General features: G+C 60.9%; 26 protein-coding genes. 22 read left to right on the top strand and 4 right to left on the bottom strand.

Features of this window, described 5'->3' with window-relative positions:
* The first annotated feature begins 74 nt into the window (after positions 1 to 74).
* The 7 genes from sake_RS09150 to sake_RS09120 all read left to right on the top strand — a co-directional run bounded on the left by sake_RS09150 (position 75) and on the right by sake_RS09120 (position 7,522).
* The gene (locus sake_RS09150) at positions 75 to 3,098 is read left to right on the top strand and encodes a DNA translocase FtsK 4TM domain-containing protein (RefSeq protein ID WP_129360588.1); all 3,024 of its coding nucleotides are present in this window, start codon (positions 75 to 77) and stop codon (positions 3,096 to 3,098) included.
* 34 nt (positions 3,099 to 3,132) lie between these two features.
* Entirely contained in the window at positions 3,133 to 3,753 is a 621-nt protein-coding gene (pgsA, locus tag sake_RS09145) for a CDP-diacylglycerol--glycerol-3-phosphate 3-phosphatidyltransferase (RefSeq protein WP_178945862.1), read from the top strand.
* Positions 3,750 to 4,259, top strand: coding sequence for a CinA family protein (locus sake_RS09140; protein WP_129360586.1), 510 nt, complete (start codon positions 3,750 to 3,752; stop codon positions 4,257 to 4,259). The genes pgsA and sake_RS09140 overlap by 4 nt, the downstream gene beginning before the upstream one ends.
* A gap of 212 nt (positions 4,260 to 4,471) precedes the next feature.
* Positions 4,472 to 4,924, top strand: a complete 453-nt coding sequence (locus sake_RS09135) for a helix-turn-helix domain-containing protein (protein WP_129360585.1) — start codon at positions 4,472 to 4,474, stop codon at positions 4,922 to 4,924.
* Positions 4,925 to 5,147: 223 nt separating this feature from the next.
* Positions 5,148 to 5,369 (top strand): DUF3046 domain-containing protein, encoded by a 222-nt coding sequence (locus sake_RS09130; RefSeq protein ID WP_129360584.1) that lies wholly within the window; start codon positions 5,148 to 5,150, stop codon positions 5,367 to 5,369.
* Positions 5,370 to 5,591: 222 nt separating this feature from the next.
* On the top strand, positions 5,592 to 6,746 hold the full coding sequence (gene recA, locus sake_RS09125) for a recombinase RecA (RefSeq protein ID WP_129360583.1): 1,155 nt from the start codon (positions 5,592 to 5,594) through the stop codon (positions 6,744 to 6,746).
* Entirely contained in the window at positions 6,746 to 7,522 is a 777-nt protein-coding gene (locus sake_RS09120; protein WP_238147703.1) for a regulatory protein RecX, read from the top strand. Before recA ends, sake_RS09120 begins: the two co-directional genes overlap by 1 nt.
* On the opposite strand, the gene sake_RS09115 is transcribed toward sake_RS09120, so the two are convergent.
* Entirely contained in the window at positions 7,519 to 8,532 is a 1,014-nt protein-coding gene (locus sake_RS09115; protein WP_178945861.1) for a hypothetical protein, read from the bottom strand. The two genes, sake_RS09120 and sake_RS09115, sit on opposite strands and share 4 nt — an antisense overlap.
* Positions 8,533 to 8,622: 90 nt before the next feature.
* Between sake_RS09115 and miaB the strand changes: the two genes are divergently transcribed.
* The 3 genes from miaB to dapF are packed head-to-tail and all read left to right on the top strand — an operon-like array spanning position 8,623 to position 12,152.
* Positions 8,623 to 10,146: a tRNA (N6-isopentenyl adenosine(37)-C2)-methylthiotransferase MiaB gene (gene miaB, locus sake_RS09110; RefSeq protein WP_129360828.1), complete on the top strand. Its 1,524-nt coding sequence runs from the start codon at positions 8,623 to 8,625 to the stop codon at positions 10,144 to 10,146.
* Positions 10,147 to 10,199: 53 nt separating this feature from the next.
* Positions 10,200 to 11,135 carry a tRNA (adenosine(37)-N6)-dimethylallyltransferase MiaA gene (gene miaA / locus sake_RS09105; protein ID WP_129360827.1) on the top strand — a complete coding sequence of 312 codons (936 nt, stop codon included), beginning with the start codon at positions 10,200 to 10,202 and terminating at the stop codon, positions 11,133 to 11,135.
* Between the two features lie 51 nt (positions 11,136 to 11,186).
* Entirely contained in the window at positions 11,187 to 12,152 is a 966-nt protein-coding gene (gene dapF, locus sake_RS09100; RefSeq protein WP_129360826.1) for a diaminopimelate epimerase, read from the top strand.
* Here dapF and sake_RS09095 read toward each other — a convergent pair.
* Entirely contained in the window at positions 12,145 to 12,765 is a 621-nt protein-coding gene (locus sake_RS09095; protein WP_129360581.1) for a class I SAM-dependent methyltransferase, read from the bottom strand. The genes dapF and sake_RS09095 overlap by 8 nt on opposite strands.
* 172 nt (positions 12,766 to 12,937) lie before the next feature.
* On the opposite strand from sake_RS09095, the gene hflX reads away from it, so the two are divergent.
* Both hflX and sake_RS09085 read left to right on the top strand, forming a co-directional pair.
* Positions 12,938 to 14,485 (top strand): GTPase HflX, encoded by a 1,548-nt coding sequence (hflX, locus tag sake_RS09090; RefSeq protein ID WP_129360580.1) that lies wholly within the window; start codon positions 12,938 to 12,940, stop codon positions 14,483 to 14,485.
* Between the two features lie 29 nt (positions 14,486 to 14,514).
* Positions 14,515 to 16,554, top strand: a complete 2,040-nt coding sequence (locus tag sake_RS09085) for an ATP-dependent DNA helicase (RefSeq protein ID WP_178945860.1) — start codon at positions 14,515 to 14,517, stop codon at positions 16,552 to 16,554.
* A gap of 92 nt (positions 16,555 to 16,646) precedes the next feature.
* Here the strand turns inward: sake_RS09085 and lexA are convergent, their stop codons facing one another.
* The gene (gene lexA, locus sake_RS09080) at positions 16,647 to 17,375 is read right to left on the bottom strand and encodes a transcriptional repressor LexA (protein WP_129360578.1); all 729 of its coding nucleotides are present in this window, start codon (positions 17,373 to 17,375) and stop codon (positions 16,647 to 16,649) included.
* A 288-nt stretch (positions 17,376 to 17,663) separates the two neighbouring features.
* Here lexA and sake_RS09075 point away from each other — a divergent pair, with 288 nt between their 5' ends.
* Genes sake_RS09075 through sake_RS09045 form a run of 7 tightly spaced genes read left to right on the top strand, consistent with a single transcriptional unit; the run spans position 17,664 to position 22,421 of the window.
* On the top strand, positions 17,664 to 18,056 hold the full coding sequence (locus tag sake_RS09075) for a LysM peptidoglycan-binding domain-containing protein (protein WP_238147702.1): 393 nt from the start codon (positions 17,664 to 17,666) through the stop codon (positions 18,054 to 18,056).
* Positions 18,057 to 18,079: 23 nt separating this feature from the next.
* A complete protein-coding gene (locus sake_RS09070; RefSeq protein WP_129360577.1) occupies positions 18,080 to 19,207 on the top strand; it encodes a histidinol-phosphate transaminase in 1,128 nt (375 codons plus the stop codon).
* A 57-nt stretch (positions 19,208 to 19,264) separates the two neighbouring features.
* Positions 19,265 to 19,879 carry an imidazoleglycerol-phosphate dehydratase HisB gene (gene hisB / locus sake_RS09065; RefSeq protein WP_129360576.1) on the top strand — a complete coding sequence of 205 codons (615 nt, stop codon included), beginning with the start codon at positions 19,265 to 19,267 and terminating at the stop codon, positions 19,877 to 19,879.
* Positions 19,880 to 20,644 (top strand): imidazole glycerol phosphate synthase subunit HisH, encoded by a 765-nt coding sequence (gene hisH / locus sake_RS09060; RefSeq protein WP_129360575.1) that lies wholly within the window; start codon positions 19,880 to 19,882, stop codon positions 20,642 to 20,644.
* Positions 20,641 to 20,808, top strand: coding sequence for a hypothetical protein (locus sake_RS09055; RefSeq protein WP_178945859.1), 168 nt, complete (start codon positions 20,641 to 20,643; stop codon positions 20,806 to 20,808). Before hisH ends, sake_RS09055 begins: the two co-directional genes overlap by 4 nt.
* Positions 20,809 to 20,817: 9 nt before the next feature.
* Positions 20,818 to 21,558 carry a bifunctional 1-(5-phosphoribosyl)-5-((5-phosphoribosylamino)methylideneamino)imidazole-4-carboxamide isomerase/phosphoribosylanthranilate isomerase PriA gene (gene priA, locus sake_RS09050; protein WP_129360574.1) on the top strand — a complete coding sequence of 247 codons (741 nt, stop codon included), beginning with the start codon at positions 20,818 to 20,820 and terminating at the stop codon, positions 21,556 to 21,558.
* A 2-nt stretch (positions 21,559 to 21,560) separates the two neighbouring features.
* Entirely contained in the window at positions 21,561 to 22,421 is an 861-nt protein-coding gene (locus sake_RS09045) for an SseB family protein (RefSeq protein WP_178945858.1), read from the top strand.
* A 33-nt stretch (positions 22,422 to 22,454) separates the two neighbouring features.
* Here sake_RS09045 and sake_RS09040 read toward each other — a convergent pair whose 3' ends face one another.
* A complete protein-coding gene (locus sake_RS09040) occupies positions 22,455 to 22,916 on the bottom strand; it encodes a DUF1844 domain-containing protein (protein WP_178945857.1) in 462 nt (153 codons plus the stop codon).
* A 308-nt stretch (positions 22,917 to 23,224) separates the two neighbouring features.
* Here sake_RS09040 and infC point away from each other — a divergent pair, with 308 nt between their 5' ends.
* The 3 genes from infC (at position 23,225) to rplT (ending at position 24,758) form a co-directional block, all read left to right on the top strand.
* Positions 23,225 to 23,938 (top strand): translation initiation factor IF-3, encoded by a 714-nt coding sequence (infC, locus tag sake_RS09035; protein ID WP_129360571.1) that lies wholly within the window; start codon positions 23,225 to 23,227, stop codon positions 23,936 to 23,938.
* A 156-nt stretch (positions 23,939 to 24,094) separates the two neighbouring features.
* Positions 24,095 to 24,289 (top strand): 50S ribosomal protein L35, encoded by a 195-nt coding sequence (rpmI, locus tag sake_RS09030; RefSeq protein ID WP_030016127.1) that lies wholly within the window; start codon positions 24,095 to 24,097, stop codon positions 24,287 to 24,289.
* Positions 24,290 to 24,374: 85 nt separating this feature from the next.
* A complete protein-coding gene (rplT, locus tag sake_RS09025) occupies positions 24,375 to 24,758 on the top strand; it encodes a 50S ribosomal protein L20 (RefSeq protein ID WP_129360570.1) in 384 nt (127 codons plus the stop codon).
* The last annotated feature ends 77 nt before the right edge of the window (positions 24,759 to 24,835 follow it).

Genomic DNA, 24,835 nt, shown 5'->3' with positions numbered 1-24,835 from the left:
CGGTAATCCACAGATTCGCGCGGTTTTGACCGGAGCGAGTGTGGGTTCCGCCCTCATCGTCTACCCTGGAAGATATGGCGACTCGTACTTCCCCCACCCCTCAAAAGGGCGCATCGCAGTCGCGGCGTTCGTCGAGCGGCACCAAAAAAGCCGCCACTCGTTCTTCGCGTGCGACCACTAGCGCACCCGATCAGCCCAACTGGCTCATCCGGGCGATCCTCGGCGCGTGGGTTGGTTGTGCCCATCTCGTCGGCGGCGCAATCCGTCGAATGGGCACGTTGCGCACCGAATTGGCTCCTGAGGATCGGCGCGACGGCGGCGCCCTCCTGATGTTCATTTTGGCCCTGGTCACCGCGGCCGTCGAATGGTGGAGCCTTGCTTCCGTCGGGGTGCAGGCTGTGTCCTGGCCGGCCACGGCTTGGCATGCTGTGGTGGCCGGAACCTTCGGGCATATGGCGCTCGTCGCGCCCGTGATGCTCGGCGGCTTCGCGATCCGTGCCTTCAGACGCCCGACGGATATGGGCGCCAACAACCGCATTGCCGTCGGGTTGCTTCTCATGGTGATCAGCGGTTCGGCCCTCTTCGACTTGGCTGCCGGATCCCCGAGCATCGATTCGGGACTGGACGCCATTCGCGGGGGAGGAGGCATAGTCGGTTTGTTGGCCGGGGCCACGTTCTCCAAGCTGGTCACGGTTCCCGGCGCCGTCGCGATCCACATTCTCCTGGCTCTGATCTCGGTCCTGATCATCACCGCGACGCCGATTCGTCAGATCGTGCCGAATATTCAAGCAGCTTTCGCCCGGTTGGTCGGTGAGAAGCCTCAGCGCCAGGGAACCGACGTCTCTGCGCCGGAGCATGATCGCAGCTACCTCGACGAGGGCCATGACGAGGCGAAGACGACCAAACCCAAGCGTTCCTTGTTCGGACGGCGCAAGAAGACCGAGGAAGATTCGGGTCCCCTGGACACCTACGTGGGTGACGAGGCCTTTACGAGGGCAGTGGTCGACAAGAATGCCTCCACGGCGGATCCGCACGGTGGCCGTTTGGCAACCGCGCCCACCGAGGTGTTCGATCACCATCGCGATTCCGCGGCCGCTGGCGCCAAACCGCAGAAGAGAAAGAAGTCCGAGCTCTTCGACCTGGGCAAGTTCAATCGTGCGCGTGCCGCTCGGGATGGCGGGGAAGAATCGGGTGAGACTGCCGAAGCCGTCCAGGAGGACCTGGACCGGACCCGCGTGATCCAGAGTCCGGACGGAGACGCTACCGAGGTCCTTTCTCCCCAGCAGGCGGCGCCCCAGCGGAAGGCTCCTCAGGAGCCCGAGGAGCCGAATACTCAGTTCGAGGACCCCCACGAGGGCGTCTCTCCTTTGGTCGAAAAACCGAATCCTAAGGAAGCCGAGACTTTCTCATCGAGTGCACCCGCACCGTCGGACGAAAGCATCCCTCATGCACAGCCCCAGCGGGATGCGGCCCGTGAGGCCGCGCTATCGACCACGGATTATGTTCTGCCGCAGCAAAAGATGCTGATCCAGGGTCCTCCGGCCAAGGAACGCTCGGAAGTCAACGACTCCGTGGTCGAGTCCTTGACCAACGTCCTGGAGCAGTTCAAGGTCGATGCCCAGGTCACCGGGTTCTCTCGCGGTCCGACCGTGACTCGGTACGAGATCGAGCTGGGGTCGGGGACCAAGGTCGAACGCGTGACGGCCCTGTCCAAGAACATCTCGTACGCGGTCGCCAGTGCCGATGTCCGGATTCTCTCGCCGATTCCCGGCAAATCCGCGATCGGCATCGAGATTCCGAATACCGACCGGGAAACCGTCGCTTTGGGCGACGTTCTGCGGTCCAACAAGGCCCACGCCTCTCCGCACCCCATGGTCATGGGTGTCGGGAAGGACGTCGAGGGCGGTTTCGTCGTCGCGAACCTCGCCAAGATGCCGCACATGCTCGTCGCCGGTGCCACCGGTGCCGGTAAGTCATCCTTCGTGAACTCGATGATCACCTCGATTCTGATGCGTTCGACCCCTGACGAAGTTCGTCTGGTCATGGTCGATCCCAAGCGCGTCGAGCTCACGGCTTATGAGGGTGTACCGCACCTGATCACCCCGATCATCACCAACCCGAAGAAAGCGGCAGAAGCTCTGCAGTGGGTCGTCCGGGAAATGGACGCCCGTTACGACGACCTGTCCCATTTCGGGTTCAAGCACATTGACGACTTCAACAAGGCCGTTCGCGAGGGGAAGGTTCAACCGGAACCCGGTTCCAAACGTAAAATCCGCCCCTATCCGTACCTCTTGGTGATCGTGGACGAGTTGGCCGACCTCATGATGGTCGCTCCGCGCGATGTGGAAGACGCCATCGTCCGCATCACCCAGCTGGCGCGTGCCGCGGGTATCCACCTGGTCCTCGCGACTCAGCGCCCTTCAGTGGACGTGGTTACGGGCCTGATCAAGGCGAACGTGCCGTCCCGCATGGCGTTCGCTACCTCATCCGTCACGGACTCCCGAGTGGTCCTGGACCAGGCGGGCGCGGAGAAGCTGATCGGTCAGGGTGACGCTCTCTTCCTTCCGATGGGTGCGTCCAAGCCCATGCGTGTGCAGGGCGCATGGGTCACCGAATCGGAGATCCACGACGTCGTCGAGCACGTCAAGACTCAGATGCCCGTGAGCTATCGTTCGGACGTGATCCAGGACCAGCCGAAGAAGAAGATCGACGACGACATCGGCGACGACCTCGACGTCCTTCTTCAGGCCGCCGAACTCATCATCAACTCGCAGTTCGGGTCGACCTCGATGTTGCAGCGCAAGCTGCGCGTGGGCTTCGCCAAGGCGGGCCGCCTCATGGACCTTTTGGAGTCCCGCGAAATCGTGGGGCCGTCCGAGGGGTCCAAGGCCCGTGACGTCCTTGTATCTCCGGACGACCTTCCGGCTGCTCTGGCCAAACTCAGGGGCGAGGAGCCGCCCGAATCCTCCGGAGACGGTGGTGCGAATCCTGGAGGGGACCCCGTGGAAGAATCCTTGCAGAACGTCGCGCCGGACTACAACGATCACGCAGACGAGTCGAATGGGGACAATGACGCGTGGCAGCTGACCGGCCGATGAGACCGAAAATTGAAGGCCCGTGGAAGGGACACTCATGAGCACCGCAAAAGAACCCGAGGAGACGTCCAAACCGTCGAACCTCAACCTGCCGAATGCTCTGACCACGGTCCGGATCGTGATGGTTCCGTTCTTCGTGTGGTTCTTGGTCGCAGGTGGGCATTTCGGCGAGACTTCGATGTGGATGCGATGGGCGGCCGTCGTCATTTTCGGAGTGGCGATGTACACGGACAAGCTCGACGGGGACATTGCCCGTTCGAGAAATTTGATCACCGATTACGGCAAGATCGCCGATCCCATAGCGGACAAGCTCCTGACGGGAGCGGCATTCGTGGTGTTGTCGATCTTGGGCGAACTCTGGTGGTGGATCACCATCGTGATTCTGATCCGCGAGTGGGGAATCACCGTCATGCGATTCTTCGTGATTCGGTACGGAGTCATGGCCGCTTCCAAGGGGGGCAAACTCAAGACAGTTCTCCAAACGATCGCACTCATTCTGTTCATTCTTCCGCTCGGTGCACTCGGGTGGTGGGCCATGATCCCGGGGTGGATCGTGATGGCCGCGGTCGTCGTTGTCACCGTAGTGACTGGCATCGACTATGTGGCGAAGGCGGTCACCCTGCGGCGTGATTACCTGGCTGAGAACGGACGGTCATGAGCCGAATGGGCGTTCCCGAGACGGAATCCGCAGCATCCTTGGCGGCCAGAATCGTCGCGTCGGCGACTGTATCGGGTCAGACCATATCCACGGCGGAATCGTTGACGGCCGGTATGGTCGCATCAACCATCTGCTCGGTCTCCGGGGCCTCGGCAGCCTTCTGGGGAGGCGTGGTGTCCTACGACAACTCCGTCAAGGCGGGGGTTCTCGGGGTTCGGGAGAGCCTGCTGGCCGACAAAGGGTCGGTAGACCCCGACGTCGCTCGGGCCATGGCGGCCGGTGCGCGGCATGTCTGCGGCACTGATTGGGGGATCTCTACGACAGGAGTCGCCGGCCCCGAGCCCCACGACGGCAAACCCGTAGGATTGGTCTATATCGGTTGTGCGAGCCCGCTTGGTTTCGCAACGAAGGAACTGCGCTTTCACGGTGACCGGGCGGAGATCCGCGAGCAAAGCGTTCGGGCAGCCCTGCGTCTCCTGCTGGAAACGATGATCCTGGACGCCTGAAACGCGGTTCCCACAGCATGCCCAGGATATTCCCAGGCACCTTTCGCCATGAGCGGGAATGAATTCACAGGAAACTTGGTTTGAATAACTGTGACGGTGTGAAGATGATCCGTCCACAGGCCTAACGAGAACGTCAGAACTGCATTAGGCTGAAGAAATCCAGTGGCACTCAATACTAAGGGGCCACATCGAAAAGGGAGATAGGCATAAAGATGACTAAGCAACCCGTGTCCGTGAACGGCGTCGTCCGTTGGAAGGACGTGGGACAGTCAGAAAATTTCACGCCCGAACCGCAGGAGCCCAAAGTGATTGTCCTACGCCACGAAATCGGTGAGGTCCTTCGAGACATCCGACAGCGTCAGGGGCGGACCCTGCGCGAGGTGTCCCACAGTGCCCGTGTCTCGCTCGGATATTTGAGTGAGGTCGAGCGCGGTCAGAAGGAAGCCTCGTCAGAACTGCTCGCTTCAATCTGCGTCGCACTGGAGATTCCCATGTCCCAGATGCTCCGCGAGGTCTCCGACCGACTCGCCTCCGCCGAGGGACTCAACGTTCCCGATACCGTACCCAACGAGCTTTCCGAGGAGTTCCGCCGCGAATACGGCATGAACGCCGTGGGCTCCAGCGATCTGCCGGCCGTGCACCGGACCCGCCCTATCGTTCGATAGTTCCCGGAAAAAGCGTGAACGACCGAAATTTGGTCGTGTCCGCGGAGGACTCGCATCCATGAGTCCTTCCGAGTAGTTTGAAAATCCGTATTGTCTGCGATCAATTCGCAGGCAATGCGGATTTTCGCGTTTCCGGGTCCATATACCGGGCTTCTGCCTGTGGCTCTACGGCCGCTATTGTCGAGTTTGAGGAATGCTGTGATGAGCCCGGAAAGGAGAAACGGTGAAGGTTTCGGAGTTCTGGCGGAGCATGGAGGACGAATTCGGTTCCGGATACGCGCGGGTCGTGGGAAGCCAAACGGTTCTCGATGCGGTGGACAATCGCACGGCGAACGAGGCCCTCGAATCCGGAGTTGCACCGCTGAAGGTGTGGCAGGCCGTCTGCCGTCAGCACGATCTGCCGGAAGATCGTTGGTTGGGAGTCGATCCCGGGGAGCCCCGGTGAGTCCTGAGGCTCGGAGGCATTCGAAGACCGCAGGGGCGCGCCGATCGAAACTATATTCGAATTAGTGTTCGACATCGGCTAGACTGTTCGCAGATGCGAGACGCGGGTTTTCCACAGATGCCCCAAAGCGCTTAACTTGTCAGTCCCGGCGACTAGCGTGAGGACTGAAACGCACGACAGCAGGTCCTGCCACCACTGGAGGGCCACGGAATTGAGGTAATCATGGCTGCTAAATCGCGAAACACGACTTCCGTCTCCCGCGCAACCGGCACGGACCGAGAAAAGGCTCTGGACACGGTCCTCGCCCAGATCGACAAGAATTACGGCAAGGGCTCGGTCATGCGCCTGGGCGATCGAGAGGCCGTCAAGACAGAGACCATTTCCACCGGCGCATTGTCCTTGGACGTCGCCCTCGGTGTCGGCGGGTTGCCACGCGGCCGCGTCGTCGAGATCTACGGGCCCGAGTCCTCGGGCAAGACCACGCTCGCACTCCACGCCGTGGCCAGTTGTCAGAAGAATGGCGGCATCGCGGCATTCATCGACGCGGAGCACGCTCTGGATCCGGTCTACGCTGAAAAGCTCGGGGTTGACACCGATTCGTTGCTGGTTTCTCAGCCGGATACCGGTGAGCAGGCGCTCGAGATCATGGATATGTTGGTTGGCTCCGGGTCGATCGACATCATCGTGGTCGACTCCGTCGCGGCGTTGACACCGCGCGCGGAAATCGAAGGCGAGATGGGCGATTCCCACGTGGGCTTGCAAGCTCGCCTGATGTCTCAGGCCTTGCGCAAAATCACAGGCCGTTTGTCCCAAACCGACACCACGGCAGTTTTCATCAACCAGCTTCGCGAGAAGATCGGTGTGTTCTTCGGCAGCCCTGAGACCACGACCGGCGGTAAGGCCCTGAAGTTCTATTCCTCGGTGCGGATTGATATTCGCCGTATTGAGACTTTGAAGGATGGCGCCAATCCCATCGGCTCGCGCACTAAGGCCAAGGTCGTCAAAAACAAGATGGCCCCGCCGTTCAAGGTCGCCGAGTTCGACGTTCTCTACGGCGAAGGAATTTCGATCGAAGGCGGCATCATCGATATGGCGGTCGAACACAACATCGTCAAGAAGTCCGGCGCCTGGTTCACTTATGGAGGCGATCAGTTGGGCCAGGGCAAGGAGAACGCCCGCCGGTTCCTCAAGGACAATCCTGAATTGGCCGAAGAGATCCAACATAAAACTCTCGTCAAGGCCGGCATCATTGGCACGGAAGAAGAAGATGTTGATGGTGCTGCCGCACCAACTGAAACGGCGGCCGCGCCGGGTGACGGCGTGGACTCCGCCGGGCTGAGTGACGATCCCCTGGACGCCCTGCCTGAGAACTTCTAATGTCATTGAGCTCAGGACGCGGTGACGGCCGGAACCGCTATGGTTCCGGCCGTCGTCGTCAGGGACGGAAACTCGGGGGAGCGAAGACCCCGCCGGTCAAGGATTTGGGGTTGGAAGGTTCCGGGGCTGCAGACAAGGCCGCTGCAACGGTTCCCTCCAATACTGATCTGAATCCCCAAACCGATCGCGACAAAGCACGCGCGGACTCCACCGAGAAATCCGAGTACGACCGCGCGAAGGACATCGTCCTGCGCCAATTGACCATGGCGGCACGTAGCCGTGGCCAGTTGGAGGAAAAGCTCCGATCCAAAGAAATCTCCGAGGACACGGTCTCGGAGATCCTCGACCGATATGAAGACCTGGGGCTGGTTGACGACCAGCAATTCGCGGAGATGTTCGTCAGAAGCCGGTCTATGAGCCGAAAGCTCGCTCGCCCTGCACTCAGGAGAGAGCTGGCTCAGAAGGGCGTCACGGGCGACATCGCGGAAGAGGCTCTCGCGCAGCGCTCGGACGACGACGAGCGCGAAGATGCGAGGGAACTCGTACGCAAGAAAATCAAGAGGAACGTGGACCTGTCCGACAGAGCCGTTCACGAAAAGGAACTCCGACGCCTCGCCTCGATGCTTGCGCGCCGCGGTTATTCCTCTGGTATGGCCTTCGAAGTAGTCAAACAGGAACTTCGAGGTTCAGCTGACCAGTACTCGGACACGGGCTTGGACGGCGGCAACACGGTAGATGCGGACTTTGTCAGTTCGGAATACGAAGAACTGCCCTAAGGCAATGACTCGATACCGTGCAGAGGAATGCGGGACGGGGCGAGAACGCGCAGGATAGCCTCCAATGCCAGGCGGGCGCGGATCTCACGCTGACCGTCGACCTTCCATTGTTCGGCCAGTGAATCTGCTGCGTCGCCCCACTCGTCGGGATCGAGCAACGCGTGAAGTCGTTTGTGGCCGATGGCCGAAGGAAGCCCCATCCTGACCTCGGCGACCAGTATCGCGGGGTCGCAGTATCCCGTGCCTTCGGTATCGATTTGTCGGTACCCGCCGTCGGCCGAGGGCGCGAAATTGCCCGGAGTCATATCCCCGCACCACAGGACGGAGACCTTCGGGTCGAGCAACCGGCCAACGTCTTCGATTGAAAGGCGACTCCGGTCGAGCAATCCGAGCGAAGGCAGCGCCCCGGGGCGCCCCTTGGCCGCGGCTATCGGATCGGCCGCAGCCAACGAGTCGCGGAACCACAGGGCCGCCGAGGATTCGGCAGGAAGGACCATGCTCGGCCAGATGCTGATCCACTTGCGGAGATCTTCCCGATTCAGGTTCTGGTCCACACTCGAACCGAAGTCTTCGAATATCAATATCCGGTCAGCGTCGTCGTGGGCCACGAGGCGGGCGGATGACGGTAAAACGTCCGAACCGTATCGCGCTCTCAAATAACCGAAGCCACTCGCGTTTCTCGCCGAATCACGTCTGCGAAAATGTTTGACCACCACGGAGGCTTGCCCCGCGCGGCAACGCACGACGACGGACCGGTTGGTCGAGGACAAAAGCTCTGCCGAATCGATCGGCTCGCCCAAAAACTCTGCCGAAAGGGCACAACCGTGACGGAGGGGTTCCCGCGCTCGGGGTGACATGGCTCGCACCAAGTCTTCACCCGTGAAGAACACCACGGGCGGCGGGTCGTCGTGGTGATTGGGAGAGGAATCGGGCACAGGCCAAGGATACTTCGTTGTGGTCCGGGCCGGTTTGGGGGCGCTGGCCGTGACGCTCGTCAACGAGGTGGGCATGGGGTGCCCGGCTTCTTGTACGCTGGCAGGGTGACATCAAACCCAACCGAAGCACTCAGTCATACATTTCCCACGGAAGCTACGCAGCCGATGCCCGGCATCGACGAGCAGACGGGCGAGCACCGCACCTACGAGGTCAGGACCTTCGGGTGCCAGATGAACGTGCACGATTCCGAAAGAATTTCGGGTCTTCTCGAATCGGCAGGCTACGTCCCGCATACCGAAGGCACTCCCGATCTCGTGGTTTTCAACACGTGTGCGGTTCGCGAAAACGCCGATAACAAGCTGTACGGGAATCTCGGAAACCTGGCGCCGACCAAGCGCGAGAACCAAGGTATGCAGATTGCGGTCGGCGGATGCTTGGCCCAGAAGGACCAGGACACGATCGTCAAAAAAGCTCCCTGGGTCGACGTCGTCTTCGGTACTCACAACATCGGGTCACTTCCCACGCTCCTGCAGCGCTCCCGCCACAATGACGAGGCGGCAACCGAATTGCTGGAGTCCTTGGAGGTATTTCCCTCGACCCTCCCGACCAAACGCGATTCGGTCTACTCGGGGTGGGTATCCATCTCGGTGGGTTGCAATAACACGTGCACATTTTGCATCGTTCCGTCACTGCGAGGCAAAGAAAAGGACCGTCGGCCAGGGGACATCTTGGCCGAAGTGCAGGCCCTGGTGGACGACGGGGCCATTGAAGTCACCTTGCTGGGGCAGAACGTCAATTCCTACGGTGTCGAATTCGGCGACCGGCAGGCTTTCTCAAAGTTGTTGCGCGCATGCGGCGAGATCGAAGGCCTCGAGAGGGTCCGTTTCACAAGTCCCCACCCGGCCGCATTCACGGACGATGTGATCGATGCGATGGCTGAGACCCCCAACGTTATGCCGGTCTTGCACATGCCGTTGCAATCGGGCTCCGACAAGGTCCTGAAAGACATGAGGCGCTCGTACCGTTCCAAGAAGTTCTTGGGAATCCTGGACAAAGTCCGGCAGAAGATTCCCCACGCGGCGATCACGACCGACATCATTGTCGGATTCCCCGGGGAAACCGAAGAGGACTTCCAAGCGACCCTCGACGTCGTGGAGAAGTCCCGATTCTCTTCGGCCTTCACCTTCCAATACTCGATTCGGCCAGGAACTCCGGCAGGCGCCATGGATAACCAGGTGCCCAAGGAAGTGGTTCAAGAACGGTACGAGCGACTGACTAAGCTTCAGGACCGGATCAGCGAAGAAGAGAATGCCCGACAGGTTGGCCAGCGGGTCGAGGTCATGGTGTCCGCGGATTCGGGACGCAAGGGTGGACAGACGCACCGCCTTTCGGGACGCAGCAGGGATCAGAGACTCGTGCACTTTTCCGTTCCCGAGGGCGGCGAGACACCGCGACCGGGAGATTTGGTGACGCTCAAGATCACCGAGGCCGCACCATTCCACCTGATTGCTGACCCTCAATCCTTCGGGTCGACAGAGTATTCCGTACGTCGCTCGCGCGCCGGGGACGCGTGGGATCGTACACAGGCGGAGTCCTGTGGTGCAGGGACCGGCAAACCCGGCACCACAAATCTCGGTATGCCCACGATCCCTCGTAAGCCGTCGCTGGACCTGACCAGCGCCTCGTAGTGGTGAATCGTCCCCTGGGGCACGAGAGGACTGAAACAGCCGTCGGCTCCGAATTGGCCACCACATCGTCGAGGTCCACGAGTCCGATTGTTGCCGTGGTCGGGCCCACAGGTACGGGAAAGTCCGATCTCGCAGTTGCCCTGGCCCGCGCCGTCGACGGCGAAATCGTCAATGCGGATTCGATGCAGTTCTATCGAGGCATGGACATCGGTACCGCCAAATTGCCGATTGACGAGCGCGGGGGAATCCCGCACCACCTCCTGGACACCCTGGACGTGCGCGAGGAAGCCTCGGTTGCCGACTTTCAAACTGCGGCTCGAAACCAATTCGACGAAATCAGGGGCCGGGGTCGTGCCCCGATCCTTGTCGGCGGTTCGGGGCTCTATGTTCGTGCCGCTCTCGACGTGCTCGAATTTCCGGGGACGGATTCTTCCGTGCGTCGACGGTTGGAAAACGACCTCGCCGTTCGCGGTCGAGGAGCACTGCTCGATCGGTTGAAGGAAATCGATCCTGAATCGGCTCATCGGGTCAAGGACGACCGACGACTGATTCGTGCGCTGGAGGTTCACGAGGTCACCGGTCGACGTTTCTCCTCGTACATGCCCCGGCGCGAGTACATTCAGCCAGCCCTGCAGATCGGTCTGGATGGCGTTCGCGCCGTGCTCCACGACAGTTTGGCTGCTCGTGTGCACACGATGGTCGACCGGGGCTTTGTCGATGAAGTCGAACGCCTGGACGGGCAAGGACTGCGGGATGGTAGGACCGCCTCGCGCGCCCTGGGGTACGCCCAAATCCTTCAGGTTCTCGACGGAGAGAAAAGCCTTGACGAGGCGGTCGAGGAAACCATCATCGCGACGAGGCAATTCGCGAGGCGGCAGACCACCTGGTTCCGTGCCGACCCTCGGGTTCATTGGCTGAATTTCACGGAGCCTTTCACCAATAACGTGAACCGAGCCGTCGAGCTGTTCCACCGAGCCACCGAGGGTTAAACTGGTGTGGTGACTTCTCAACGAACCGATGCGCCCGAGCCCACCGAGACGATCCTCGACAACTCAACGCCTGCTGCCGAATCCTCAGAAGCGGCCAGCGAACCATCATGGGGTGAGTTTGCCGGGATCACCTTGACGAAAGGCCACGGAACGGGCAACGACTTCGTGTTGCTGACCGATACGGATGGACAGCTCGAACTGGATGACGCACTGGTCGCATCGGTCTGCGACAGGCACCTTGGTATCGGGGCAGACGGTCTGATCCGAGCGATCCGGTCGGAACGGCTCGCGGAGGGGAGGAGCCTTCTTGACCTTGCTCCTCGGGCCGAATGGTTCATGGACTACCGCAATGCGGATGGTTCTGTGTCGGAAATGTGCGGTAATGGGGTGCGCGTCTTCGTTCACTACCTGATTCAGGAGGGTCTCGTGTGCCTCGAGGAAGGTCAGACCTTGACCATCGGTACGCGGGGCGGTCCCAAAACGGTCGCCAAGGTCGATTCCGGCTACGCGGTCGATATGGGCCCGTGGGGATTCATCAATGGTGACGAAGCTCGGGATTCCGGATCTGATTGTCTCGTGACGGCGCGCGGCCTGAGGACTCCTCGTCCCGGAGTGTCCATCACCATGGGGAATCCGCACACTGTGGTGGCCCTCGCCGGGGAAGAAAAGCTCGAAAAATTGGGATTGGAATCGGCTCCGACAGTGAGACCGACGCCGGCGGACGGAACCAATGTGGAATTCGTGGTTCCCATGGATTCGGAAGAGCACGAGACCGTCGGACGGATCGCCATGAGGGTTCATGAACGTGGAGTCGGGGAAACCCAGTCCTGTGGTACGGGAGCGTGCGCGGCCGCCGCGGCAACACGTTTCTGGGCAGGCGAGGACGCTCCCGATGAGTGGGTGGTTGAGGTCCCGGGAGGGGCCGTGGGAACGACGTTCGTCCTGGGGCCGGATGAGCTCGAGCACGTTGTGCTTTCGGGTCCTGCGGTCCTGGTAGGGAAAGTGGTTCTCAACTAGTCCGCGTCGGGATGTGACGTCGAACTTCGATCACGCGGAAGCCCTTCGCCGTCGCGTATCGGCCGACGTCGAAGCCTTGGCCCAAGTGCTCGTCGATCCATGGCACCAGCGAGTCCGCCCCGAGGTTCTTTTGAACCACCAGGTAGGCGCAACCGCCGAGTGCCAGCCTGGGGAGCCAAGTCAGCAGAATATCGTGGAGGACCTCCTTGCCGACCCGGATCGGAGGATTCGACCAGATGGTATCGAAGGTCAATTCAGGATCGACCTCTTCCGGCAGAGCAGCGGAAATGGTCTCGATGCCCAATGCGGCGGCGTTGCGTCGTGTCAGCTCCAAACTCCGCTGATTGACATCGATTGCCGTCACCTTCGCGAGGGGATTCCTGAGAGCCATCGTCAAGGTGATGGGCCCCCAACCACAACCGATGTCCAAGAGGGAATTTCCTGAGGGCTGAGGGACTTCTTTAAAGAGGACCGCAGTTCCTTTGTCGAGCCCTTTGGGGCTGAAGACGCCCGAGGCTGTTACTAGCTCGCGCCTCACACCGTCGAGCTCGACGGTCAGGGGACGGGTCTGCAAATCGCCTTCATCATGCGAAGAAAAGTAATGCTCAGCCATGGTGAGCGATTTTACGGCATCGTGTGTGCCCCTTGGGGTCTCCGACGCCGAGGAAGTGGCCGAGTTCTTCTCCACACATTCGCCGGATGAGGCGGCCGCCGCATCGCGGCACAGATAGAATCATCGAATACCGCGTCGTGGGGTTGCCCCGCGACAAAAGAAGAAAGGCACTATGCCCCAGAACGAAACAACCGGACCCGACGAGCAGGGCGGCTCACAGCCGAGCGATGCCCAGCTGCGGGCTACGGTGGACCGAGTGCTCGGACGATTCTCCCCTGAGGAGGAACACGAGCAGTCGATCCTCGACCGCAAGGCCCGTGAGCTGTCGGAAGACAACACACAGCACACTGACGCCGACGGGGACCAACAAGAACTCGAAGAGCGCCGCGCGCTGCGACGCGTCCAGGGGCTTTCGACCGAGCTCGAGGACGTCACCGAAGTCGAATACCGCCAGTTGCGACTCGAACGCGTGGTTCTTGCAGGTATTTGGTCGGAAGGAACGCAAACCGAAGCCGAGGACTCTTTGCGTGAACTGGCAGCTCTCGCGGAGACGGCGGGTTCGGAAGTGTTGGATGGCTTGGTTCAGCGGCGCCTCAAACCGGATCCGGGAACTTTCTTGGGATCCGGAAAAGCTCAAGAGCTCCGTGAAATCGTGAACTCGACCGGCGCCGACACCGTGATCGTCGACTCCGAATTGGCGCCGTCGCAGCGACGCGCTTTGGAGGACATCGTCAAGATCAAGGTCATCGACCGCACGTCGCTGATCCTGGATATCTTTGCGCAGCACGCCAAATCGCGTGAAGGCAAGGCTCAGGTCGAATTGGCACAGCTGGAATACCTGTTGCCGCGTTTGCGCGGCTGGGGCGAGTCAATGTCCCGTCAGGCCGGTGGTCGGGCTGCCGGTGGCGAAGGCATTGGCTCTCGCGGGCCCGGAGAAACCAAGATCGAGTTGGACCGACGTCGTATCCGCACACGCATGGCAAAATTACGTCGCGAAATCGCGGCAATGAAACCGGCACGCGAAACCAAACGACTCAACCGACGTCGCAACCACGTTCCGTCCGTTGCGATCGCCGGTTATACCAACGCCGGCAAGTCGTCGTTGCTCAACCGGCTGACGGATGCAGGCGTTCTCGTCGAAAATGCGCTGTTCGCAACCTTGGATCCCACGGTGCGCAAAGCGGAAACACCGGACGGCATCGGGTATACGCTCTCGGATACCGTTGGATTCGTTCGCTCTCTACCGACCCAATTGGTCGAGGCCTTTCGTTCGACACTTGAAGAAGTCGCCGATGCTGACGTGGTCCTGCACGTCGTTGATGTATCCCACCCGGAACCGGAAGGGCAGATTCGTGCAGTGCGCGAAGTTTTGGCCGACGTAGACGCCCGCGACGTGCCGGAGATCATCGTCCTCAATAAGGCAGACGCCGCCGACCCGTACGTCATCGAGCGTTTACGCCAACGCGAACCGCGGCACGCCGTGGTTTCGGCACGGACGGGAGCCGGAATCGAGGAGCTCAAGCAGCTCATCTCGGAAACCATCCCGCGGCCGGACGTGCGGCTGGAAATTCTGGTTCCCTATACACACGGCGAAATCGTCTCTCGTCTGCACTCCTGGGATGCCGAGATACTGTCGACCGAGTTCGAAGAAAACGGAACGAGAATGTCGGTCCTGGTGAGGCCGGATACGGCATCCGAATTGCACGAATACACGGTCTAGGACGCTTGAGCGCGCGGAGGGAAACGCACATGGACGCTGCGCTGAGGGGCGATGAGCCAGAGACTCTGCCCGGAGCAAAGGACGCGCTGGAACTGCTGGACACGGCCGTAGAGAGATCCGGTGGGCAAAGGCGGGATGGGCAGAGGCTCATGGCTGCCCACGTGGCCCAGGCCCTGGAGATGAACAAGCATCTCTTGGTCCAGGCAGGCACGGGCACTGGTAAGTCCTTGGCATATCTGGTGCCCGCGATCCGGCATTCGATAGACGCCGAATCGCCCATCGTGGTGGCCACGGCGACCCTCGCTCTCCAGTCCCAGATTGTGAACCGGGATATGCCTCGACTGCTCGAGGCTCTGAACGATCAGCTCGAACGCCCGGTCGACGTCGCCCTGCTGAAGGGGCGGAACAATTACGTCTGCCTTCATAAGCTCGAGGGCGGATACCCGGATGAGGAAGACCCCAATTCGCTCTTCTCTCTGAACTCCGAAGGGGCATCTGCCTCGGGTCATCCTGATCAGTCCAGTTCGGGACTCGCGGAAGAGGTCGTGCGTCTGCGCTCCTGGGCGGAGACAAGCGATACCGGCGACCGGGATGAGCTGTTGCCGGGTGTGAGCGACAAGGCCTGGCGCCACGTCTCGGTGACCGCATCGGAATGCTTGGGGAGAAAATGCCCGCTCGTCGAGGAATGCTTTTCCGAGCTTGCCCGGCAAAAAGCGGGAGAAGCTGACGTCGTCATCACCAATCACGCTCTCCTGGCCATTAACGCATTCGAGGGAATAGGCGTTCTTCCCGAGCACGACACGGTGATCGTCGATGAGGCACACGAGCTCGTGGACCGAGTGACCGGCGCGGTGACGGGGGCAATTTCGCCCGTCATGGTTCGGTCGGCCGCCCGGGCGATCAGGAAAAACACGAGTGCCGCCCATGAGCCGCTCAACTCTGCCGCCGAGGCCCTGGACGCAGCATGCACCGGTAAGCCTGCCGAACTCATGGCTCACGGCCTGACGCCGGACCTGCAACGAGCCATGGAACTCGTGCGAGATGCCAGCCGTGCCGCATTGTCAGACACCAAGCCGGATGGCAAGGACTCGGACGCCGGGCGACAAATGGCCCGAGCCCGATTGACCGAAGTTCTCGAGTTGGCGGAAAGAACGCTAGGCGCAGACGGCAAATACGAGGTCGTCTGGATCAGCCGCGTCGGCGGTTGGGAGCCAGGTCGGGGCTATGTGGCGGCGGCCGATACCGACCCTGCGACGATTAATGTTGCCCCGCTTTCCGTGGCGTCGCGGCTCCGGGAAGGGCTGTTCCAAGACCGAACAGTCATCTTGACCTCGGCGACATTGTCCATCGGTCATTCTTTCGATTCGGTGGCCGGATCGCTCGGGCTCAAGGGCGAGAAAGCGCCCACATGGGAAGGGCTCGACGTAGGTTCGCCGTTCGACTATCCGAAGCAGGGGATGCTCTACCTCGCTTCGGACTTGCCCAAACCGGGTAGGGGCGTTTCCGAAGAGCAATTGGAACGAATCCTCCAACTGGTCGAAGCCTCGTCAGGCGGAGCTTTAGGCCTGTTCTCGTCCAAAAGAGGCGCGGAACAGGCGGCAGAATACGTTCGGAACAATTCGAATCTGACCATTTTGGTGCAGGGGGAGTCTTCCCTCCGAGGTTTGGTCAAGGAGTTCACGGAAGACGCAGACACATGCCTCTTCGGGACCATGAGTCTGTGGCAAGGGGTAGACGTCCCGGGCCAGTCCTGCCGCTTGGTTATGATCGACCGAATCCCCTTCCCGCGCCCGGATGATCCATTGTCCTCCGCACGCACACGCGCGGTGAGCCAATCGGGAGGAAACGGCTTCATGGCGATTTCCGCGTATCATGCGGCAATTCGACTCGCACAGGGTACCGGGCGGCTGATCCGCGCTCACGACGATCGAGGCGTGGTCGCGGTGCTGGATTCCCGGTTGGCGACGGCCCGGTACGGCGGATTCTTGCGCAGCGCGCTTCCACCGCTTTGGACAACCGACAAACTGCCCATCGTCACTGCCGCTCTGAGAAGGCTTTCGGCAGACTAGCCTCCGAGCCCGCTTCGGCTCCGACCCAACCGGGAAAAGCGCTTCAGCCAGCTGGTACGACTGAAGCGCTTTTTTGACGCGACGGTGGTGGCTCAGACGGAACGAAGTACCGAAACAACCTTGCCCATGATGGTTGCGTGATCGCCGAGGATTGGTTCGTACTGACGGTTCTGCGGCAGCAGCCAGGTGTGGCCGTCCCGTTGACGGAATGTCTTGACGGTTGCTTCTTCGTCGAGCAACGCGGCGACGATATCGCCATTCTCCGCATTGTTCTGCTGCCGAACGACAACCCAATCTCCATCGCAAATTGCCGCCTCGACCATGGAGTCGCCTCGGACTTCGAGCATGAACAATTGGCCCTGCCCAACTAATTGCCGGGGGAGCGCGACGACGTCCTCGACATGCTGCTCCGCAGTAATCGGAACACCGGCCGCGATCCTTCCGACCAGGGGAACCTGAGCCGTGGAACCTTCGGCGTCGTTCTCTGGGAACAGCTGGACAACCTTCTGGTCATCGTTGCCGGGGGCCCGCTTGGCCTGGCCGTTCGGGGCGGGGGCGCTGGGGGCCTCCTCACCCAGAGGCATATCGCAGAGGACTTCTATGGCCCGCGGACGTTTGGGGTCCCGGCGTATCAGGCCCAGGCTCTCCAAGCGGGAGAGCTGATGGGTCACGCTGGACAGACTCGATAGGCCGACGATGTCACCGATTTCCCGCATGGACGGAGGGTAACCGTGCGTCGCGATGGATGAGGCAATGGCCTCGAGGATCTTGCGCTGACGCGGGGTAAGCGGCTTGGCCTGTTGAGGAAGCTGGGTGGCCACCGGTTCGTCCTTCCCTGGGGAGCTTAAGTTGTCAGTCGCCCTGTGTGTACTAGGACTACGACCGACGGAGAAAGACGCTGAGCCCTGGCTTTCAGGAAGAGAAAGAAGCGCGTCATCCAGCCGATCGAGCCGACATGTTACCTCTCAGGCTAGGCCAGTGAAGGTGGCAAATCAAACATGTGTTCTATTTTTCTCGACAGTGTTCGAATAGTTTGGTAGAACAGATGTACGAACTCGAACAAATATTCGAGTATCGATCACTCTCGCTCAACATGAAGGAATCATCTGATGCGCACCGTTCTGTCCCTTAAGAACCGCGACACGGAGTGGATCCGCCGACCAGAAGCTACTCCGTCCAAGAACTCGCCGATGACCTTGACGCGCCGCGGTCGTTTTGTGTTCTTCGGTTTGCCGCTCCTCTCGACCGTGATCATTGCAGCAGCGCTTTTGATGATGTTTTTCGCTGCAGGGACGGCCAATGCAGGCACCGAAAGTGCGGGGGTTGTGACGAAGACCGTCACGGTCGGCAGCGGTGACACTTTGTGGGATATTGCTCGGGACGTGGATCCCAGTGGGGACACCCGGGAGGCAATTGCGAAGATCAATGACCTGAACGATCTTTCGAGCGGCCGCGTTACTCCGGGACAGCGTCTTATTGTGCCGGTGATTTCCGAGGGATGATCTGCAGTCCTTAAGATGAGGGGGTGACTGATTCATTGGATGCGTTGAATAGCCTGCCCCTTCGGGATGACCTCAGGGGTCGTTCACCCTATGGGGCCCCCATGCTTGAGGTTCCTTATGCCTTGAACGTCAATGAAAATACGCATCCCGTGCCTGTGGAAGTGGTCGACGCCATTACGGATGGTGTCAGAGAGGTCGCAAAGACCCTCAATCGATACCCGGACCGCGACTTCGTCGAGCTCCGCTCCGAACTCGCCGCGTTTCTGGGCCACGAGTTGCGTACGGAAAATCTGTGGGCTGCCAACGGCTCGAATGAAATTCTTCAGCAAATCCTGCAAGTATTCGGCGGTCCCGGCAGAAGCGTGATGAGCTTCGTGCCGACTTACTCGATGTATCCGCTCTTGGCCTCCGGCACCAATACCGAATTCATCGAGGGTGAGCGCGCTGATGACTTCTCCCTCACCGCCGAGTCTGCCGCGCGGCAAGTCGCAGAAGCTCGGCCAGAGGTCACCATTCTGTGCTCTCCTAACAATCCGACGGGTACCGGCCTCGATCTCGATGTCGTCGAAGCCGTATACGAAGCTGCATCGTCGTTCAACGGCATCGTCGTGGTTGACGAGGCGTATGCGGAGTTCGCTCGTGATCCCCGACGGACCGCTCTGACGCTTTTGCCGGGGCGGCAGCGGCTCATCGTGACACGCACCATGAGCAAGGCGTTCGCCTTTGCCGGTGCCCGACTCGGCTATTTCGCGGCGGATCCGAGCGTAGTGGATGCCGTCATGCTCGTGAGGCTCCCTTATCACCTCTCGGCGATAACGCAGGCAACCGCCCTCGCAGCATTGCGCCATCGTGGGCAACTCCTGGCTAACGTCGAAAACATTAAGACTCAGCGGGACCGGATCGTCGATCACCTGCGGCGTCTGGGACTTGCACCGGCCTCATCCGACTCGAATTTCGTTTTCTTCGGGGGAATCCACGACAGTCACGGCCTGTGGAAGGATCTCCTCGAAGACGGCGTGCTGATCAGGGACGTCGGCATTGCAGGCCATCTGCGAGTCACCGCGGGCACGGAGGAAGAGACCACCGCTTTTCTCGATAGTCTGGACAAACACGTCGAAAAGCATCGCGCCCCCGGGAGCGCCGCGAGCTAGCGCTTTACGAACCGACCACAACAGCGAGGGCCGCGCCCTCTTGACCGCAGGAGAGTCATGACGACCCCATCAACGGCACGCACCGCGAGTCTTGAGCGTGAGACGAGCGAATCCAACGTGTCCGTCACGATCGACCTTGACGGAACGGGTTCATCGCACATCGAGACATCGGTTCCGTTCTACGACCACATGCTGACCGCTTTGTCCAAGCACTCGTTGATCGACATGGACATCCAGTGTTCGGGCGACACGCATATCGATGTCCACCACACCGTCGAGGACACCGCGATCGTCCTGGGAGATGCGCTCAAGAAGGCCCTCGGTGAGAAGCGCGGGATACGTCGTTTCGGCCAGGCGGCCGTCCCCTTGGATGAGGCCCTGGCTCGTGCTGTGGTCGATATTTCCGGCAGGCCCTTCCTCGTGCACACCGGTGAGCCGGCCGGTTTCGAATTCCATTTGATCGGCGGGCACTTTACGGGTTCTATGGTGCGCCATGTGCTGGAGGCCATCGCTTTTCACGCGGGGATCTGTCTCCACATGGAGGTCGTTTCAGGGAGGGATCCGCACCATATCGCTGAAGCCCAGTTCAAAGCATTGGCCCGGGCACTGCGGGAGGCGGTTGAGCCGGATCCACGTGTCGAAGGAATTCCGTCCACCAAGGGAGCTCTGTAGATGGCGTCTTCGGAGAATCCATTGAAGGATCAGGAGCCGGAGAGTTCCGACCGGCCAACGGTAACGGTCCTGGATTATGGTGCCGGCAATGTTCGCTCAGTTGTTCGAGCGCTGGAAGCCGCTGGCGCCGACGTCGTGCTCTCTCGATCCGAGCGTGACGTCCTGGGTGCTGATGGGCTGGTGGTTCCAGGAGTGGGAGCCTTTTCCGCCGTGATGGGCGCCCTGCGCGCTGCGGACGCTCCTCGCATGATCGGCCGCCGTATCGCAGGGTCTCGACCGGTGCTCGGTATCTGTGTCGGTCTGCAGGTTTTCTTCGAGCACGGTGATGAGCACGGAGAGGAGACGGATGGGCTCGGCGAGTGGCCGGGTCTCGTGGAGCGTTTGAAAGCCGACGTCGTGCCGCACATGGGATGGAACCGTGTGCAACCGCCTGCCGAGACCGTCCTTTTCCAAGGAATTGAAAACGAACGTTTTTATTTCGTGCACTCCTATGGCGTTCAGCAATGGGAATTCGACCAGACCATAGAGGTTATGAAGCCTCCGCAGGTCACGTGGTCGCATCACGGCGGACCATTCATCGCGGCGGTCGAAAACGGACCTTTGTCCGCAACTCAATTCCACCCGGAGAAATCTTCCGCCGCGGGTCTTCAATTGCTCAGAAACTGGTTGGGGTCACTGCCGCGTACAAGGCGCCTGGATACCGAGGGCGAGCCCGTCGACCTGGCCAGTAAAGACATCACACCGAGAGGAGAAGAGCCGCGATGAGCCCTATTGTCTCAGGCCTCTTGCTCATGACCTTCGGCGCATTTCTCGCCGGGGGCGCAATTTCACTCCGAAAGCAGAAAATCACGGTCATCGCCCAAATCGTTCTTTGGGTTCTCGCGGTGGTTCTTTTCGCTTACGGTTTTTACGTTACGACTCTTGATTAAGGGGACCGCATGAATCCGAATGATCGCCTGGAGCTCTTGCCCGCGGTCGACGTCGCCAACGGCCAGGCCGTGCGACTCGTCCAAGGGGAGGCCGGATCCGAAACGGGGTACGGCGACCCCGTGGAAGCGGCGCTGGCGTGGCAGGAGGCGGGTGCCGAATGGCTGCACCTGGTGGACCTGGACGCAGCTTTCGGTCGCGGCAACAACTTCGATGTGCTTCAGCGAGTCTCGCAGGCCCTGGACCTTAAAATCGAGATGTCCGGAGGCATCAGGGACGACGAATCACTGGATCGGGCTTTGAAGCTCGAACCAACCCGGATCAACCTGGGCACAGCGGCTTTGGAAAATCCGGAGTGGACCAGGCGCGTGATCGCAGAACACGGTGACCTCATCGCGGTCGGACTAGACGTCCGTGGGACCACCCTTGCGGCCCGCGGTTGGACTCAGGAAGGCGGGGATCTCTGGGAGGTCCTGGACCGGCTCAATGCCGATGGTTGTTCACGTTTTGTGGTCACCGACGTTACCAAGGACGGAACCCTGCAGGGGCCGAACACCGAATTGTTGGCGGAAGTCGCGCAACGGACGGACAAACCCGTCGTCGCTTCGGGCGGGATCTCGTCGCTCGCCGACCTCGAGGCCCTCCGCGCTATGGTTCCCCGCGGTGTCGAAGGGACCATCGTCGGAAAGGCGCTGTACGCCGGGAAGTTCACTCTCGTCGAGGCCCTCGACGTCGCGGGTCGCCCCGAATAGCCATGGCCGACAAAAAAGATCTGCCCGCGCACATTCAGGCCCAATTGGCCAGCGCCGGTCGGGAAACGGACACCGGTGGTCAACCCTGGAAGGGTCGGGACTTGGGGGAGGGGACCTCCCACACCCATCAGTACCCCAGGGATGACGGTAGGACACCGGCAGAACTCGCGGACGCTCTGAAGCGTTTCTCGCGAGGAGAAGCGCCAGAGGAATTCGTGGTAGACGCCATGGCCGGAATTCGGCTCTTTGCACCGGTACTGGCCGAGTTGTCCCAATCACACATCACCGAAACGGGTCTGGTCTCGGACAAGGAATCGGATATGGCGCTCGTGAGCATCCAAGCTCCCGACGGACGCAAGGCCTTGCCGGTATTTTCCAACGTGGATGCTTTGACCTCGTGGCATGAAAAAGCGCGGCCTGTGGCCGCTGATTCCCGAAAAATTGCATTGTCAGCGGTTGAGGACGAAAACCAGATGCTCGTGCTCAATCCAGGAACCGATCTGACCTTCGTGGTTCGCAGACCGGCCATGTGGGCGATAGCCAAGGGGAAACGGTGGCGTCCGGCGTACTCCGATCCGGCTGTGCTCGAAGCTCTTCAGGAGTGCGGTGTTGCGGAACCGAACATTGCCACGGTCAACATGGCGCCCGGAAGAGGAGTTGGCTGCCGCGACGCTGATGGCCACATTTTGCCGGGCGGTGGACCGGGCCCCGAATTGAGCATCGAACTTTCGATTCGACCGGGTCTGGACCAGCAGGAACTCGACGACGTCGTGCAAGGGTTCCAAAACAGGTTTTCTACCCATGAAATTCTGGCGGAGCGAGTCGACTCTGCCGACATCCGCTTGCGTGCGGCGTCAGCTTGAGCTGAGCACCCCGCCAGTTCGCAGATCGGCTGGTCAGAAGACGGGGCCGGTGAATTTTTCGCCCGGCCCCTGGCCCGGCGCGTCTGGAGCGATCGACGCTTCGCGGAATGCAAGTTGCAACGAGCGAAGGCCGTCGCGCAGCGGACCGGCATGCTGCGACCCGATTTCGGGGGCGGCAGCGGTTACCAAACCTGCGAGCGCCGTGATGAGTTTGCGCGCCTCATCGAGGTCCTTGACCTCAGCCGCGTCTTCCTCGGCGGCCAGACCGCACTTGACGGCTGCGGCACTCATCATGTGCACGGCTGAAGTGGTGATGACTTCGACGGCCGCGACATCGGCGATATCGCGCATCTGCTGGCCTATGGCCTCGATGTCCTCAGGTGTGGGTTCAGAACCTGAGGTGTTCTGGGTCGCCGCAGCAGCCTCGTCGAATCTGTACGTTTCCTGCGGGTGCTCACCTGAAGTCGAGTCCTGGGATGAAGGATTGTTGGTCATAACCCAAGCTTCCCACAAGGATGCGAGGACTCGGTCCTGGGTGACGGAGATTGTCGGGAACGCCACTGGGCCCCAGGGTAACCATGGTGTATAGTGTTGAGGAGTTTCAAGCGGAGCATGTCTCCCACCCGCGTCAGTCCAGTGGATTGCCGGGTTGCGCCCCGAAGACTCGGGTGCTCTCGCCAGTGGTGGCGGGTGCTATCTGGATCATTGGGCCATGCCTCCGTTTGAAAGCAACGGGGGCTTTTTTGTTGCCGTTGCATGCACGAACAACCTATGGGGAAACCCGCTAACTACAGGAGTGCCACATTAGCGATCCACGTATCAATGACCGTATCCGCGTCCCGGAAGTCCGCCTGGTAGGCCCAAGCGGTGAACAGGTTGGGATTGTCCGCGTAGAAGACGCCCTGCGTCTGGCGCGCGAATCGGATCTTGATCTGGTCGAGGTAGCACCGTCCGCCAAGCCGCCGGTATGCAAGCTCATGGACTTCGGCAAGTACAAGTACGAAGCCGCGGTCAAAGCGCGCGAGTCTCGTCGGAACCAGACGAACACGGTGCTCAAAGAGATCCGTTTCCGTCTGAAGATCGATGACCACGACTACGAAACCAAGGTGGGGCACGCCAAGCGTTTCCTGGCCGCAGGTGACAAAGTCAAGGCCATGATTCAGTTCCGCGGTCGCGAGCAGCAGCGCCCCGAAATGGGCGTCCGGCTTCTCGAGCGCATGGCTGACGATCTGGCAGAGGTAGGGGCCGTCGAGTCCAACCCCCGCCAGGACGGCCGCAATATGGTCATGGTTATCGGACCATTGCGTAACAAGGCTGAGGCACGTGCCCAGGCACGCCGCGATCAGAAGAACCAGCAGGGCGGTGGCCGCAAGACGCGTGAGCGCGTGGACACCAGCAATGCGGAGCCGGTGACCAACAGCATGGCAGATGCCATGCCTGCCGAGCTCAAAGATCAAGCCAAGGGGCAGGAAAGCGAGACTTCGGCCACACCGAAGCCCAGTTCCTCCGCAGAGTAAACAAGGGCTCAGCCGTTTCGGTTGACCCTGCGGCACGTCGGATTTGCTTCCGCGTGGCAGGATCCCCGCCAGCAGTGGCCTGAACGGTCACTGCAAGTCCAACCCGTCACGCTCCACGGAGCGTGGAGGGAGAAGAACGTTAGGAGAACGGCTGATATGCCGAAGCAGAAGACTCACTCTGGTGCCAAGAAGCGCTTCAAGCTGACAGGTTCGGGCAAGGTCAAGCGCCAGCAGGCCAACCGCCGCCACTACCTGGAGCACAAGTCCTCCCGTCTGACTCGTCGCCTCGCGAGCGATCAGATCGTCACGGGCGGTCAGGCCAAGGTCATTAAGAAGATGCTGACCAAGTAGTCACTTCGCCCCGAGCGGCTCAGGCCGTCTCACTAGAATTCTGGGCCCCTTCGCCGCGGCCCACCGAACAGTTAGGAGTACACACGTGGCACGTGTGAAGCGGGCGGTAAACGCCCATAAGAAGCGTCGTACAACTCTGGACCGTGCGTCCGGCTACCGTGGGCAGCGTTCGCGCCTGTACCGCAAGGCCAAAGAGCAGGTTACGCACTCGCTCGTCTACAGCTACGACCACCGTCGCAAGAAGAAGGGCGACTTCCGCCGTTTGTGGATCCAGCGCATCAACGCGGCTGCTCGCGCCGAGGGTTTGACCTACAACCGTTTCATTCAGGGCCTCAAGGCCGCTGAAGTCGAGGTCGACCGTCGTATGCTCGCTGAGCTGGCCGTCAACGAGCCGACCGCTTTCAAGGCCCTCATCGACATCGCCAAGAACAACCTTCCCGAGGACACCTCCGCAGCCAAGGCCGCCTAAGGCCGCGCGGAGCCTTCCCGGGCACCGAACGACGCCGCCGCACCCTCTCCCACCGTGGAGTCGGCGCGGCGGCGTCG

It is taken from the genome of Kocuria sp. TGY1127_2, from assembly GCF_013394385.1.
Taxonomy (GTDB): Bacteria; Actinomycetota; Actinomycetes; order Actinomycetales; family Micrococcaceae; genus Rothia.
The sequence above is the reverse complement of the archived record's forward strand: the minus strand, read 5'-3'. Positions and strand labels throughout refer to the sequence as shown.